Here is a 14,638-nt window from a genome sequence, read left to right as displayed (position 1 = left end):
GAGAAATTAGGAACTAGTATGAAACGAATTTTGCAAACTTTGATGGGCGTCTGCCAAGCAACTGTTTTAGTTGCTGCCCTTGGGCTTAGCGTCAGCGCTAATGCTAATGAAGGCGGCTTCCCATTGGATGCGGCGCCAAACCGTGTGAGCAATAATGCTTCATTGCAGAACGGTGCCAAGTTATTTGTTAACTATTGCTTGAACTGCCATGCAGCTTCAAGCATGCGTTACAACCGTATGCGCGATATCGGTTTGACGGATCAGCAAATCAAAGATAACTTGATTTTGACCGACGCAAAAGTTGGCGATCTGATGACGATCTCCATGACGCCAAAAGAAGGTAAAGCATTCTTTGGTAAGACTCCTCCTGACTTATCTGTAGAGGCACGTGCACGTGGTACTGATTGGCTCTACACCTATTTCCGCACTTTCTACAAAGATGACACAACTCAAACCGGTTGGAATAACTTGGTGTATCCAAACGTCGGTATGCCACACGTTCTCTGGCAGTTGCAGGGTGAGCGCGCTGCGAAGTTTGAAGAGCGCAAAGATCCGCACGACGAAAGTCGCACAGAAAAAGTATTCGTAGGTTTCGAACAATTAACGCCTGGAACGATGAAGCCGCAAGAGTATGACGACAATATCGCTGACTTAGTTGCATTTATGTCTTGGATGGCTGAGCCAGTTCAGCTTGAGCGTAAGCGTCTCGGTGTTGTAGTGCTCATCTTCCTCGCAATCTTCACGCTATTAGCGTGGCGTTTGAATAAGGCTTACTGGAAAGATATTCATTAAGCCAAAGTTGTTAGAGATTTAAAGTCGCAGTGGTTAGTGCGTTTGTTGTATTGAAGTAGATATTTAAGGAAATAAATCTATGATGGTGTTGTACTCGGGCACAAACTGCCCATTCTCGCAACGCTGCCGTTTGGTGCTTTTCGAAAAAGGCATGGACTTTGAGATCCGCGATGTGGACTTGTTTAACAAGCCAGAAGACATCTCGGTTATGAATCCTTATGGCCAAGTTCCCATCTTGGTTGAGCGTGATTTGATTTTGTATGAGTCAAACATCATCAATGAATATATTGACGAGCGTTTTCCTCATCCACAATTGATGCCGCCCGATCCTGTTGCTCGCGCACGTGCACGCCTCTTCCTCTTTAACTTTGAAAAAGAGTTATTTGTGCACGTTGCAGCCTTGGAAAATGAAAAAGGTAAAGCAGCAGAGAAGTCTCATGAAAAAGCGCGTTTAGCTATTCGTGACCGCTTAACTCAGCTAGCCCCTATTTTTGTTAAGAATAAGTACATGCTGGGCGAAGAGTTTTCAATGCTTGACGTTGCTATCGCACCTTTATTGTGGCGTTTAGAGCATTACGGCATTGATCTCTCCCGTAATGCTGCTGCCTTATTGAAATACGCTGAGCGTATTTTCAGTAGGCCTGCATATATTGAGGCTTTAACTCCTTCAGAAAAGGTAATGCGTCGCTAAGCGGCTCATTTTCCATGCTGGCAAGATGAGCATGTCTGATATCCCAAGTAATAAACCCTACCTAATCCGTGCTCTACATCAGTGGTGCACGGATTTTGGTTTTACGCCCTTCATGGCGGTCTTTGTGGACTCTAGTGTTGAAGTGCCTATGGAGTTTGTGAAGAAAGATGAAATCGTTTTAAACCTCTCTCTAGAGGCCTGCCATCAATTGAACCTAGATAATGACTGGATTAGTTTTCAGGCAAGGTTTGGCGGAATTCCAAGAAAAATTATGGTTCCAGTAAGCCATGTATTAGCTATCTATGCCCGAGAAAATGGTCAGGGAATGTCCTTTCCTTTTGATGCTAGCCAGACTATTACCCCGAAGCAGGCGAGTCCTGAAGCTGCCGAAAAGCCAAAAGCTGGCAGACCTTCCTTGACGATTGTGAAATAGGTTAAAATATTATCCGTTGCCCCTTTAGCTCATCTGGTAGAGCAACTGATTTGTAATCAGTAGGTGGTCTGTTCGAGTCGGACAAGGGGCACCAAAAATTTAAAACCTAAATTCTCACGAGTTTAGGTTTTTTCATTTCCTGGCTTATATTTTTTGCCGCTGACTCGCTTTAATTAAGCAGATTCGTTTTTCTAGTTTCCGGCAAATAGAGCGCTGCCACCACGGCGCCACTAGCTAAAAAAATAGTTGGGTACCAAAGGCCCGCAAGATTGCTGCCCCATTCTTGATTTAACCAAGTAATAATTAATGGTAGAAGGCCGCCAATCCAGCCTGCTGCTAAGTTGTGCGGAAGTGTAGCTGCGCTATTTCTAGATTTTGCTGGAAAGAGTTCTGCAAGTAGTGCGGTTTGTGGGCCAACGACAAGCGCCAGAATGGCAGATAGTCCAATTAATACCCCAGCAATTGTGAGTGGTGAGTTAACGCTTAAATGTTGTAGTAAGTTAAATACTGGCAGAATCAGTATGGCCCCCAAGATCAGTCCACTGACAATCACAGGCTTTCTACCAATCTTGTCAGATAGCCACCCTGCAAATATCGTGAAGGGTAATAGTGCAAGCGTTGCATACACACTTAGCTGATCTACTAACTGAGGGGGTAATTTAACTGAAGTCTTTAGAAAGATTCCTGTATAAACTTGAACGCAGAAGAAAAGAACTGCGCCACCAGCTGAGACACAGAAAAAAAGCAGGAACATTCTTTTCCTCGTTTCAGCATCTTTGAGGTTGTCTCGCAAGGGACTTTTGGATTGAGCCTCTTTTTGGCTTAGCTGTAAATAGATTGGCGTTTCCTCTAAAGCCATACGAGCTTTAAATGCGAGCAATAGTAGGATAAGTGAAACCCAAAATGGCACTCGCCAACCCCATGATAGAAATTCTTCTTGAGTTAAATAGCTTTGAAGCAATGCAATTTGTAACGTAGAAACTAGGATGCCCAGTGGCCCCATTAATTGCAGGAAGCTCGTTTTAAAGCCTCGATTAGAGTCACCAGCATGCTCTGTTAGGTAGACAGCGCTGCCGCCAATTTCACCACCAGCAGATAGACCTTGTAGAAGTCTTAAGGTCACCAGTAGGATGGGTGCCCAGATTCCGATCTGTGCATAGGTTGGCAAAAATCCAACGCAGACTGTGGCAATCCCCATCAGGGTAATAGTGATCATGAAGACAGGGCGTCGGCCAATGCGATCGCCGATGCTGCCGAAAATAGCCGCTCCAATAGGCCTGACCACCATGCCAACACCGAAGGTTGCAAGGCTGGCCAAGAGGCCGGTACTGGGATCGCTCGATGGAAAGAAAAGGGGGCCAAAAACTACCGCCAGAGTGGCGAAGGTCAGAAAGTCATACCACTCTAGAAAGGTGCCAAAGCAGGCTGCAATAGCTACTTTTTTATAGGAATGCGATGAAACTTTTGCATCTGACATGCTGAGATCAGTCAATTTTTATTCAGTATCTGTAGACGATTCAATCAGCGGTGCAGATAGATTTTTGCTGGGCTTAACGCCAAGCTCACGCACCTTCTCGGCAGTGCGAATGAGATTGCCTTTGCCAGATTTGAGTTTATTGAAAGCATCGTGATAACTCGTTTGAGCTTGATCTAAACGTTGACCTAATTTTTCAAGGTCATCCACAAAACCGACGAATTTATCGTAGAGGGTGCCGCATTGCTTTGCAATTTCTAGGGCGTTACGGTTTTGGTGATCTTGACGCCATAAGTGAGCAACAGTGCGCAGTGTAGCCATTAAGGTACTTGGGCACACCAGCACAATATTTTTAGCTAAGGCTTCTTGATAGAGGTTTGGTGCAGTTTTCAGCGCCAATAGGAAGGCGGGTTCAATTGGAACAAACATCAACACAAAATCTACAGAACCGATGCCATATAAAGAGCTATAGTTTTTACTCGATAGGCCTTGGATATGTTGTCGAAGAGATTGAATATGGGCTGCTAACTCTTGCTCTGAGACTGTTGGATCAGTTGCTTCGGCATGGCGTGAATACGCAGTAATGGAAACCTTGCTATCAACAACGAGACTTCTACCTTCTGGTAGCTTCACGACTACATCTGGTTGCAAACGTGAGCCATCAGTTTGGGTGTGGCTATCTTGAACCAAATACTCTTCACCTTTTCGTAGTCCTGAAGATTCGAGAATAGACTCTAGAACTAACTCGCCCCAATTGCCTTGTACCTTGGAGTCACCTTTGAGTGCTTGAGTTAGAGAGCGTGTTTCATCAGACATGCGCAGGTTGAGATTGGCGAGACGCTCGATCTCGCTTTTAAGTGCAAAGCGCTCGCGTGCTTCATTGCCATAAGAAGTATTTACCTGCTCTTTAAATTCTGAAAGCTTAGTTTGCAGTGGCTTGAGTAAGGCGTCTAGATTAGCAACATTCTGTTCGGTAAAGCGCTTAGATTTATCTTCTAGAATTTCGTTGGCTAGATTTTTGAATTGGCTAGTCAATGCTTCTTTAGCTTCATTGAGAGACTCAATTCTTCCTAAGCCCTGCTTACGTTCAGAATCTAGTGCGGCCTCAAGGCGAATAGCATTCTGAAGTGCCTGATCACGCTCTGCGCGAAGACTGGTAGCTAATGCAGCATCAGTTTGATTCTGTTGCTCAGCGCGACTGAGTGCGGAGCGCAAATTGACTGCATATACTAAAAGGCCTGCACATAAACCCAATGGCAAACCAAACAGAAGCAGAGAGCTTAAATCAAAAGTCACAAATTCAGCCTATTAGATCAGTGAAATCTTAGGCTTGAACTAATTTTTGTAATTCACCACTTTGAAACATTTCAGTCATGATGTCAGAGCCGCCAATAAATTCACCATTGATATAAAGCTGAGGAATAGTTGGCCAATTAGCAAATTCTTTAATGCCTTGACGAATTTCTGCATCTTCTAATACGTTAACGGTATGAAGTTTATCTACGCCGCAGGTGCGCAAAATATTGACTGCATTTCCGGAAAAGCCACACTGAGGAAACTGAGCATTACCCTTCATAAACAATACAACAGGATGACTGCTAACGATTTCTTGAATTCTTGCTTGGGTATTCATAATTTTTTCCTAAATTGATTCTGTAAGGTCATCTTGAACTGCAACTAACAATGAGAGTAATTTTAAGGCTATCCGGAGAAAAGGGTTAATTCCCCTCAGGGGTTTTTAAGGCTTTTTCTGCCAGATGCTGCGCGACAGTGGCCAGCCAAATCATGATGAACTTGCACGTCTATTAGGCCCGCATCTTTCATGAGCACCACCACTGCTTCGGATTGATCATAGCCATGCTCGACAGCAATTAAGCCCCCAGACTTCAGGAAGTTACCCGCCTTTGAAATGATTGCTTGAAGGCAGCTAAGACCGCTACCGTAGTCGGTTAGAGCGGATTCGGGCTCAAACCTCAAGTCCCCTTGCCCGAGGTGAGGGTCCTGACTGGCGATATAAGGTGGATTGCTGACAATGACATCAAACTGATCTTGTTGGCTAATAGCCTCATACCAGCTACCTTGCTCAAATTGGATTTGGGCGCTTAGAGCAAGAGATTGGGCATTCTGTTTTGCAATGTCCAGAGCTTCAGGGGATTGATCCGTTGCAATCAGTGAAGCCAGGGTTGTGGAGCTTGCGATGGATAGGGCGATGGCACCAGAGCCGGTACCCAAATCCAATACCTTGGCAGCTCTGTTGAGTTTGGTAATTTCGGCAAGAGCAATCTCTACTAGGAGCTCCGTTTCTGGGCGGGGAATAAGTACTCCAGGGCTAACAAGTAATTCAATATTGTGAAAGCCCTTCTTGCCCAATATGTAGGCGATAGGCTCACCATTTACTCTTCTGGAGACGAGATTTTCCCACTCCTCAAAAGCTTGCTCATTCAGCCTCATATCGTCGCGGGATAGGAGGGCGGAGCGTGGGAGTTGGTAGTGCATCTCTAGTAAATGGGCCAGCAGTATGCGCGCCTCACTGGCTGGCAATGTGCAGTTGCTAATTAATTCACGTAAAGACTGGCTGACACTCATCCTGATTGAGATTAATTGTCACCAAGAGCTGCAAGCAGTTCTGCTTGATGCTCGGATGCCAGGGCATTGCAGAGGTCGTCGAGATCACCATCCATCATGGCATCGATTTTGTAGAGCGTGAGATTAATGCGGTGATCAGTAATGCGACCCTGTGGAAAGTTGTAGGTCCGAATGCGATCGCTGCGATCGCCGGAGCCAATGAGAGACTTTCTTGTTTGGGCTTCGAGCTGATGCTTTTCACGTTCGCGTGCATCCATGATGCGTGAGACCAGCACCTTCATTGCTTGCTCACGATTGCGATGCTGACTGCGATCGTCTTGGCACTCTACTACGGTGCCAGTCGGTAAGTGCGTGATACGTACTGCAGAATCTGTTTTATTAATATGCTGACCACCGGCGCCTGAAGCTCTAAAAGTATCAATGCGAAGTTCAGCGGGATTAATTTTGACTGCCTCTAGTTCATCTGCCTCTGGCATAACTGCTACCGTGCAAGCCGAAGTATGAATACGACCCTGAGTTTCCGTTTGAGGTACACGTTGTACGCGGTGTCCACCGGATTCAAACTTGAGGCGCGAGTAAACGGATTGACCGACTAGGCGTAGGACAACTTCTTTATATCCACCAAGATCAGACTCAGCAGCATTCACCACTTCTACTTTCCAGCCTTGGCGCTCAGCAAAGCGCGTATACATGCGAAGTAAGTCACCTGCAAATAACGCACTCTCATCACCGCCAGTACCCGCACGAATTTCCAAGAAGACATTGCGTTCATCGTTAACATCTTTGGGGAGCAAGAGTTTTTGTAGGACGCCTTCAAGCTCTTCCATGGTGGCTTGAGCTTGCTTTTGTTCTTCATCAGCAAAGTCCTTCATCTCAGGATCTTTACGCATCTCTTCGGCGGCCTGTGCATCGGCCTCGGCTTGTTTGTATAGGCCAAATTGCTCTACTACCATCGCAATATCCGAATGCTCACGTGTAAGCTTCCGGTAGTTGTCCATGTCTTTGGTGGACTCTTCGGTGGTTAATAGGGAGTTAAGTTCGGCTAAGCGCGTGTCTAGGTGGTCTAGCTTAGCCCGCATGCTGGGCTTCATCTAATGGTCTTCTGGCTTGGAGTGCGAGGCGAATAATTTAGGAAGCAACTTAATCAGGGCGTCACGCTCAGCGCCATTCGAGTGTTGTAAAGCATGCAATGAGCCATGTAAGAACTTGTTGGTTAAGCCCTGGGCCATGGCATTGAGAACCTCTTGAGGATCATCGCCACGCATCAATCGTTTCATGGCGCGATCGAGCTCTAACTGTCTTAGATGTTCACCTTGTTGTTGGATATCTTGAATGAGTGGAACAGTTTTCCGGCCCTGCATCCAGTGCATGAAATTACCAACGCGATCTTCAATGATTGCTTCAGCTTGGCTCACGGCGGCTTGACGTAAAGAAGCGCCTGTTTGAATCATCACGCCTAAATCATCGACTGTATAAAGATAGATATCATTTAAGCGAGCAATCTCTGGTTCAAAGTCACGAGGTACCGCTAAATCAATCATCACCATGGGTTTATGACGACGTTGTTTCAGCGCGCTCTCCACCATACCTAGGCCGATGATCGGCAGTGAGGATGCGGTGCTTGAAACGATGATATCAAATTCATGAAGACGTGAGGGAAGTTCGGATAATTTAAATGACTCTGCTTCAACGTCTTGAATCGATATCGAGTCTGCTAATTCTTGTCCACGTTCAATAGTGCGATTAGCAATGGCAACAGACTTAGGTTTGCGTGCAACAAAATGGGTTGCGCACAAAGTGATCATGTCGCCAGCGCCGATAAACAGAACACGTTGTTCGGCAATACTTTCAAAAATACGTTCCGCCAAGCGAACTGAAGCGGCCGCCATTGAAATCGAATGGGCGCCAATTTCTGTGGAGCCGCGAACTTCTTTTGCAACAGCAAAGGTTTTCTGAAAGAGCTGGTTGAGATAGGTCCCAAGGACACCTGCATCATTTGCGGTGCGTACAGCATCTTTCATCTGACCCAAAATTTGGGTTTCACCAATCACCATCGAATCTAATCCACAGGCTACCCTAAAAGCATGACGTACCGCATCCGATTGCGGTAGTGAATAAATATGCGGCTCCAAACTGCTGGGAGCAACTTGTTGAGTTTTTGCCAACCAATCAAAAGTGGCTTCATGCAAAAGACTAGCCGCATCTGCATCATTAGCGGCGCAATACACCTCTGTGCGATTGCAGGTAGATAAAATTGTGGCTTCAGGCAGCCCGGCCTGATTCGCGCCAACCAAATGCTGGCGAAGATCGTGCAACGCTTCTTGAAGAAATTCAGGGTCAAAGGCAACCTTTTCCCGAATGGCGACCGGCGCTGTGTGATGATTGATGCCGAGTGTCAACAACTTCATAATGGTGATTATAGATTTGATGGCAGCAATAATGGGGGTAGCAATGGGGTTTTTAGCTTTTCTGGTGATTGGTGGTTTAACTGGCGTATTCGCCTTAGCTTTTTACCCAGGAGAGCGTAAAGCTAGGCCCAAGGCCAAGAAATTCCTCATGGCTGCCTTGATAGGCTCCATAGCTGCCCTAGCTAGCTCTTATATAGGGCAATTTGCGGGTTTATTTCAGTCTGGACAGATGCTTGAGTGGCTAAGCGCCATAGTGGCCTCTTGCCTTGTAGGCTGCCTCTATGCGGCAGCAAATAACTAGTTAAATAAATTGGCCTGAGGGGTGGCGCTGGTGTTTTGTCCGCTTGGGATCGCCCAGCGAATAGGTGTTTCATGGTGCTCCACCAGCCATTCATTAGCCTTAGTGAAATGCCCGCAACTTGCCATCCCCCCAGGTTCCAGAAATGGCCGATCTGTTTTGTAGACCCCAAGCCCAGAGGGGTGGGAGGATTGCAGAATTAATTGATCTGGCGCTACCTCAATCAGGGGTAACTTGGACTGGGCATGACCACCCCATAGCATCCAGACTAAATGGGGCTTTTGCAGAGCTAAGGCGCTAATCAGTCTATCGATCAGGGATTTCCAACCTAGGTTTGTATGGCTGCCAGCCTCTCCCAATTTGACGCTGAGGGCGGTATTGAGCAACAGCACGCCTTGCTGAGCCCAGGTATGAAGATCACCGTTAGGAAGGGCGCCAAACCCTTCCAGCGCTAGGGCTTTACTGATATTGCGTAAGGAGCTGGGAAATTGCCGAGAATTAGTCGGAATATCGCTCGGGATGGAAAAAGCTAAGCCTTGAGCCAGCCCAGGAGAGTGGTAGGGATCCTGTCCCAAAATGACGACCTTGACCTTGTTAAGCGGGGTTAATGTCAGCGCTTTGAAGAAATTCTGGGGTTCAGGGCAAATCCTTGCTGTGTCCTTATTCAACTCCGCCCTGAGATTGGTCTGTAGTTGTTGCCACTCAGGGGATTCAAAATAATCGCCGAGTAGGGCGCGCCAGTCCTCAGGAATATCAGCAGCAGAAAACGAATGCATCACTCAGCTGGAATGAGGGTGTACTGGCTTGGTATCTGATCATCCTCAAGAATGGTCATGCACTCGTGCTCCAGATCATCTCGATAAAAACAAATCTGAATGACTTGTCCTGATATCAAGCTAGATAAGACCTTGTCCCATCGAGCAGCAGTAATCCGTTCACCGTTAATACTGGCCAAAATATCTCCAGTTGCCAGACCTGCTAATTGCGCAGCTCCGCCATCCAGTACGTGCGTCACCTTTAGCCAGCCATTCGCATCGCTAGTACGCAATCCTAATTGCAACTTAATTTGCTCAAGCTTCGAGTGAGTTTTTTGTTTAACTGAAATGATCTTCGAATTAATCCACTTCTGAATAGGAATATCTTCAACACCAAAAATATAGCGAGACTTAAATTCATTCCAAGTTTTATTAAATCCTGTGCCCATAAGTGTTTGCATTAAGTCATCAAGACCATCTTCAGCAATTCCATCAAGCGTGACTCCATGCGTTTGCCAGATGAGGCGCATCAAATCATCCAAGGATTGACGGTTGTTACTGAATGCGCGAATCTTGAGATCCAAACCCAAGGCAAGCAATGCACCCTTACCGTAATAACTCACCACGGCATTCGGAGTATTCTCATCCGCTTGGTAATACTTAGTCCAGGCATCAAAAGAGCTATCGGCCAGGCTTTGCTTGAGTCTGCCTGGCCCACGCAAAATGCTATTCCAGTTATTGGCGACTAGCTTGAGATAGGTTTTGAGATCAATGCTTTTACTGCGGAATAATTGCAGATCATCGTAGTAGCTCGTAAAGCCTTCAAATAGCCACAGTAAGCGGGTATGGTTTCTGCGATCGAGTTGATAAGGTTGAAATGCTTTGGGCTGAATTCGCTTAACTAACCAAGCATGAAAATACTCATGACTACAAAGACCTAAAAACTCGCGGTAGGATGCTTCATCCAATGGGGCATTGACTTGGGGAATCTGATCACGACGGCATAGAAGTGCAGTGCTATTGCGATGTTCAAGTCCGCCATATCCAGAAAGAACTGCATTGACCAAAAATAAATAATTATGGAAAGGCGCCTTCTTTGTCTTGGGCTCAAAGAGATTAATTGTGCAATTGCAGATGGCCTGAAGATCGGTTGCTAAACGCTCTAGATCAATTTCATGAATGCAGCCCTGAATCGCCATGCTGTGCGATACGCCATTGGATTTCCAATGGGCAATTTGAAATTCTCCCATCGCAATCGGGTGATCTAGCAAGTCATCATAATTTTTGGCGAGATAAAAGCCGTAACCTTGACTATCTACCTTGGCTGCTTGCAGGCCTGTCTGAACAGTCCAAGAATTCGCGCAAGTATCTTTAGGTGGAATTAATACTAAGGCGCATGGCAAAGACTCTTGACCTTTGACTGCCAAACATAAGCTACTTGGATTGATAAACGCACGCTCGGTATCTAGATAGGCGGCGCGCACCGAAGTATCAAATGCGTATACCGTGGTGAGAATTTCTACTGCACCAGCCACCTTGGGCAAGCGCCACTGATCGTTATCGATTCGCTCTAGGACGAGTGCCTCATGCAGGTTATTGACTGCAAAGGCTTCAATGGTTTCGATTTGCTTGCTGAAGTCTCTTATCAAATAGCTACCCGGAATCCATGCGGGCATTTGCAGAATCTGCCCATTCGGCAATGGGTTCTCAATACGCAACTTCACATGAAGGCGATGACCATGAAGATCTGCGGCCCAAATGGTGTATTGGATTGCAGGTAGATCAGAAGTATTTAACTCGTTCATAAGCTTGACCCATTACTTCAGACTGTTAAATTTCTTTTCAATGTCGGTGATTTGAACGGCACCCGGAAAGCGGCTGCCATCAGTAAAGAAAATAGTTGGGGTGCCAGTAATGCCATAGGTTTTGGCAAAGGCCATATTCTTGTCTAAAGGAGTGGTGCAGTCGCTTTTGCCACTCGGTGCAATTCCATTGATCATCCAATCAATGTAAGCCTTCTGTGGATCGGCAGAGCACCAAATTTGTTTAGACTTCTGCGCGGAGTCTGGCGACAAAATCGGAATTAAGTAGGTATAGACAGTAACGTTATCTAATTGCTGTAAGGATTTTTCCAAGCGCTTGCAGTAACCACAATTAGGGTCAGAGAAAATTGCCAGCTGTCGACTTCCATTGCCGCGCACTGCTTTTAAGGCATTTGCTGGAGTGAGCTCGGACCATTTAATGCGATTCAGGTCCGCTTGTTTTTGTTCAGTAATATTTTTTCCTGTGGCGATCTCAATGATTTCACCCTGGATTAAATATTTGCTGCTCGCATCGGTGTAAAACACATCATTGCCTACCAACACCTCGTATATGCCGGGAATAGGTGACGGGGAAACACTTTTAATTTTGGCATTGGCGCCAATCTTCTTTTGTAATTCAGTTCGGACCTGTTGTTCCGATTGTGCATTGACTGTTCCCACTAGCAGGGTGAGAGAGCAAGCTAAAGCAATAATAGAAAATAATTTATTCAAAATCAGCATCTCCAAGGGCGCGCTCAATGAGACGCCGTTTAATAAAGTGACTACGATTGACGAGGCCTAAACCCCAATTGCGCAATTGCTTCTCTGTGCCACTACTGGCTGAGAATAACTTCTTGAGCTTGTCTGTCACCCAGAGCAGCGCGCTGGTATCGCCTTGACGCTGACGTTCATAACGACGCAACAATACTTTGTCGTTTGGTAGGCGGAAAGATTCTCGCTTGCTCAAAATATGCAGCAGGGTTGCTACATCCCTGAGTCCCAAGTTCAAGCCTTGCCCTGCCAAAGGATGCATGACATGTGCGGCATCCCCAATCAGCACAACTTTGGGGTTCTCATCGGGCCCGATAAACCGATTCGCCCGAATTCTTCTGAGAGGAAACGCGGCTGGTATTGAATTGAGTTTGAATGATCCAAGTTGCTTCACTATTTCCCCATTAGCAATTGAGGAAAACTTTTCAGTCCATGCTGCTTGATCTAGTTTTAAAAGTTCGGCAGCATTTTCTGGCGAAGTTGACCACACCATAGAGGCCTGTTTATTTGGTAATGGCAACATCGCTACGATATCTCCACCCGGCAAAAACCATTGGTAAGCGGTTTCCAAATGCGCGCTACTGCAAATCCAATTGGCTACTACAGCACTTTGTGAATAACTTTCTTCTTTTGTAGAAATACCCAGCTCAGCACGTATGGGTGAATTAGCTCCGTCAGCAGCAATAACGAGTTGAGCGCGTATGGTGGATCCATTCGTGAGATGGAGGGTTACTCCATCCAAATCCACTTGAATATTTTCTACTGCGTCATTAATGCGCTCTAGCTTATTTTGGAAGCGTGAGGCTTGATCTAGGGTGTGTTCGATTACATTCGATTCGCCAATCCAGGCCAACTGGGGTGTGCCCGCCTCAAAAGCAGATAGGTGCAGCTGATCATGTTTTTCTCCACGATCGCCAAAAATTCGCATATCTCTAACAGGCTGCATTCGACTGTGATCAACGGCATCCCAAATCTGAAGATGGGTTAACAGTTTTTGGGTGCTGGGAGAGAAAGCGTAAATGCGTTGCCCCCATTGCCCCCCATGGGGAGCAGGAACAGCTTGCCCTAAGTCGGGGGCGATTTGAATGGTTTGCAGACCAAGCTGAGCCAGACCTAAGGCGCAGGCCTTACCCGCTATACCTCCGCCCACTACAGCGACGTCGATTGTCCGCATTTGAGGGGTATTTTTGGGCAATTTTGCCGAGTTATTTTGGAGAACTTCTGACATATCTCGATGATATCGAAACTAGCCCTTTACAATACGGCTATGTCTTTGAAATGTGGCATCGTCGGCCTGCCTAACGTCGGCAAATCTACCCTCTTTAACGCGCTTACCAAGGCTGGAATCGCGGCGGAAAACTATCCTTTCTGCACGATCGAGCCTAATGTGGGTGTGGTCGAGGTTCCTGACCCCCGTCTTGCCGCTTTGGCTGAGATCGTGAAGCCTGAGCGCATCCTGCCCGCAGCAGTCGAATTTGTCGATATTGCAGGTTTGGTGGCTGGAGCCTCCAAAGGTGAGGGTCTAGGAAATCAATTTTTAGCGAATATTCGCGAAACTGACGCTATTACTCATGTGGTGCGCTGTTTTGAGGATGCGAACGTGATTCACGTAGCGGGCAAGATCGACCCGATCTCCGATATCGCTGTGATCGACACTGAGCTAGCCTTATCTGATTTAACTACCGTGGAAAAAACTCTGCAGCGTTCTAGTAAGGCCGCTAAGTCAGGAAACGACAAAGAGGCAGCTGCTTTGGTGGCTGTGTTAACTAAGGTGCAAGCCCATTTGGATCAAGCTCAGCCAGTACGTAGCCTGAAACTGACTGACGAAGAAAATCTACTTTTGAAGCCTTTGTGTCTAATCACAGCAAAGCCAGCGATGTATATCGCCAACGTCAAGGAAGATGGCTTCGACAATAATCCGCATTTAGAGGCAGTGATTCAGCACGCAGCTAAAGAGGGTGCTCCAGTGGTTGCTGTTTGCGCAGCAATCGAGGCAGAAATCGCTGATTTAGATGATGCTGACAAGATTGAGTTCTTGGCAGATCTCGGCATGGAAGAGTCTGGATTAGACCGTGTGATTCGTGCGGGCTATAAGTTATTGGGCTTGCAGACCTACTTTACGGCTGGCGTTAAAGAGGTTCGTGCCTGGACAATTCATCAAGGCGATACTGCTCCGCAGGCTGCAGGAGTGATCCATACTGACTTTGAGCGTGGCTTTATTCGCGCGCAAACCATTGCTTTTGAAGACTTCATTCAATTTAAGGGTGAGTCTGGCGCCAAAGAGGCTGGGAAAATGCGCGCGGAAGGCAAAGAGTATGTTGTTAAAGACGGTGACGTCTTAAACTTCCTATTTAACGTCTAAACCAGCCCCACTAAATAAAAAAGCCCTTACTATGAACTGACCCACAAAAGTTGGACACCCAATCCAACCAAAAGGGGTCAGCTTCATGAGCAAACACAGTGCGCAGTTCAAGCTAAAAGTAGTTAATGATTATCTAGGGGGTGGAGGCTACCTGAGGGTAGCTAATCATTACGGCATCAATACCACCGATGTCCGCAAATGGGTTTTGACCCATAAACTACATGGAGTATCTGCCCTGCAAAAGAGGGGTTATCAACAGTACACCC

The 14,638-nt window shown here is 46.5% G+C and carries 16 protein-coding genes and 1 tRNA gene; 7 read left to right on the top strand and 10 right to left on the bottom strand.

Going from position 1 to position 14,638, the window contains the following annotated elements; genetic code table 11:
• Window positions 1-18: 18 nt before the first annotated feature.
• The 4 genes from ICN30_RS02785 to ICN30_RS02770 all read left to right on the top strand — a co-directional run bounded on the left by ICN30_RS02785 (window position 19) and on the right by ICN30_RS02770 (window position 2,010).
• Complete coding sequence (locus tag ICN30_RS02785) at window positions 19-792, top strand: cytochrome c1 (RefSeq protein ID WP_216273098.1); 774 nt, start codon at window positions 19-21, stop codon at window positions 790-792.
• 79 nt (window positions 793-871) lie between these two features.
• On the top strand, window positions 872-1,483 hold the full coding sequence (locus tag ICN30_RS02780) for a glutathione S-transferase N-terminal domain-containing protein (protein ID WP_216225766.1): 612 nt from the start codon (window positions 872-874) through the stop codon (window positions 1,481-1,483).
• Between the two features lie 31 nt (window positions 1,484-1,514).
• Complete coding sequence (locus ICN30_RS02775; RefSeq protein WP_216273096.1) at window positions 1,515-1,916, top strand: ClpXP protease specificity-enhancing factor; 402 nt, start codon at window positions 1,515-1,517, stop codon at window positions 1,914-1,916.
• Between the two features lie 18 nt (window positions 1,917-1,934).
• Window positions 1,935-2,010: transfer RNA gene (locus ICN30_RS02770), tRNA-Thr, on the top strand.
• Window positions 2,011-2,085: 75 nt separating this feature from the next.
• Here ICN30_RS02770 and ICN30_RS02765 read toward each other — a convergent pair.
• From ICN30_RS02765 to hemA, 6 genes are all read right to left on the bottom strand, one after another.
• Complete coding sequence (locus ICN30_RS02765) at window positions 2,086-3,393, bottom strand: MFS transporter (protein WP_216273094.1); 1,308 nt, start codon at window positions 3,391-3,393, stop codon at window positions 2,086-2,088.
• Between the two features lie 18 nt (window positions 3,394-3,411).
• On the bottom strand, window positions 3,412-4,686 hold the full coding sequence (rmuC, locus tag ICN30_RS02760; protein ID WP_216273091.1) for a DNA recombination protein RmuC: 1,275 nt from the start codon (window positions 4,684-4,686) through the stop codon (window positions 3,412-3,414).
• Between the two features lie 28 nt (window positions 4,687-4,714).
• On the bottom strand, window positions 4,715-5,023 hold the full coding sequence (grxD, locus tag ICN30_RS02755) for a Grx4 family monothiol glutaredoxin (protein ID WP_216273089.1): 309 nt from the start codon (window positions 5,021-5,023) through the stop codon (window positions 4,715-4,717).
• Window positions 5,024-5,118: 95 nt separating this feature from the next.
• Entirely contained in the window at window positions 5,119-5,976 is an 858-nt protein-coding gene (prmC, locus tag ICN30_RS02750) for a peptide chain release factor N(5)-glutamine methyltransferase (RefSeq protein ID WP_216273088.1), read from the bottom strand.
• An 11-nt stretch (window positions 5,977-5,987) separates the two neighbouring features.
• Complete coding sequence (gene prfA / locus ICN30_RS02745) at window positions 5,988-7,067, bottom strand: peptide chain release factor 1 (RefSeq protein ID WP_216178803.1); 1,080 nt, start codon at window positions 7,065-7,067, stop codon at window positions 5,988-5,990.
• Complete coding sequence (gene hemA, locus ICN30_RS02740; protein ID WP_216273086.1) at window positions 7,068-8,384, bottom strand: glutamyl-tRNA reductase; 1,317 nt, start codon at window positions 8,382-8,384, stop codon at window positions 7,068-7,070.
• A gap of 43 nt (window positions 8,385-8,427) precedes the next feature.
• Here hemA and ICN30_RS02735 point away from each other — a divergent pair, with 43 nt between their 5' ends.
• Window positions 8,428-8,685, top strand: coding sequence for a hypothetical protein (locus ICN30_RS02735; RefSeq protein WP_216273084.1), 258 nt, complete (start codon window positions 8,428-8,430; stop codon window positions 8,683-8,685).
• On the opposite strand, the gene ICN30_RS02730 is transcribed toward ICN30_RS02735, so the two are convergent.
• Genes ICN30_RS02730 through ICN30_RS02715 form a run of 4 tightly spaced genes read right to left on the bottom strand, consistent with a single transcriptional unit; the run spans window position 8,682 to window position 13,238 of the window.
• A complete protein-coding gene (locus ICN30_RS02730; protein ID WP_216273082.1) occupies window positions 8,682-9,458 on the bottom strand; it encodes a uracil-DNA glycosylase in 777 nt (258 codons plus the stop codon). The genes ICN30_RS02735 and ICN30_RS02730 overlap by 4 nt on opposite strands.
• Window positions 9,458-11,242: a M61 family metallopeptidase gene (locus tag ICN30_RS02725; protein ID WP_216273080.1), complete on the bottom strand. Its 1,785-nt coding sequence runs from the start codon at window positions 11,240-11,242 to the stop codon at window positions 9,458-9,460. The genes ICN30_RS02730 and ICN30_RS02725 overlap by 1 nt, the downstream gene beginning before the upstream one ends.
• Window positions 11,243-11,254: 12 nt before the next feature.
• Complete coding sequence (locus tag ICN30_RS02720) at window positions 11,255-11,980, bottom strand: DsbC family protein (RefSeq protein WP_216273078.1); 726 nt, start codon at window positions 11,978-11,980, stop codon at window positions 11,255-11,257.
• Window positions 11,964-13,238, bottom strand: a complete 1,275-nt coding sequence (locus ICN30_RS02715; protein WP_216273076.1) for an FAD-dependent monooxygenase — start codon at window positions 13,236-13,238, stop codon at window positions 11,964-11,966. Before ICN30_RS02715 ends, ICN30_RS02720 begins: the two co-directional genes overlap by 17 nt.
• 39 nt (window positions 13,239-13,277) lie before the next feature.
• Between ICN30_RS02715 and ychF the strand changes: the two genes are divergently transcribed.
• Entirely contained in the window at window positions 13,278-14,372 is a 1,095-nt protein-coding gene (gene ychF / locus ICN30_RS02710; protein WP_216273074.1) for a redox-regulated ATPase YchF, read from the top strand.
• Between the two features lie 85 nt (window positions 14,373-14,457).
• Window positions 14,458-14,638: transposase (locus ICN30_RS02705; RefSeq protein WP_216273070.1), on the top strand; the 181-nt coding region annotated here is incomplete at its 3' end.

The sequence above is a fragment of the Polynucleobacter sp. 31A-FELB genome, from assembly GCF_018882405.1.
Classification (GTDB): domain Bacteria; phylum Pseudomonadota; class Gammaproteobacteria; order Burkholderiales; family Burkholderiaceae; genus Polynucleobacter.
The sequence above is the reverse complement of the archived record's forward strand: the minus strand, read 5'-3'. Positions and strand labels throughout refer to the sequence as shown.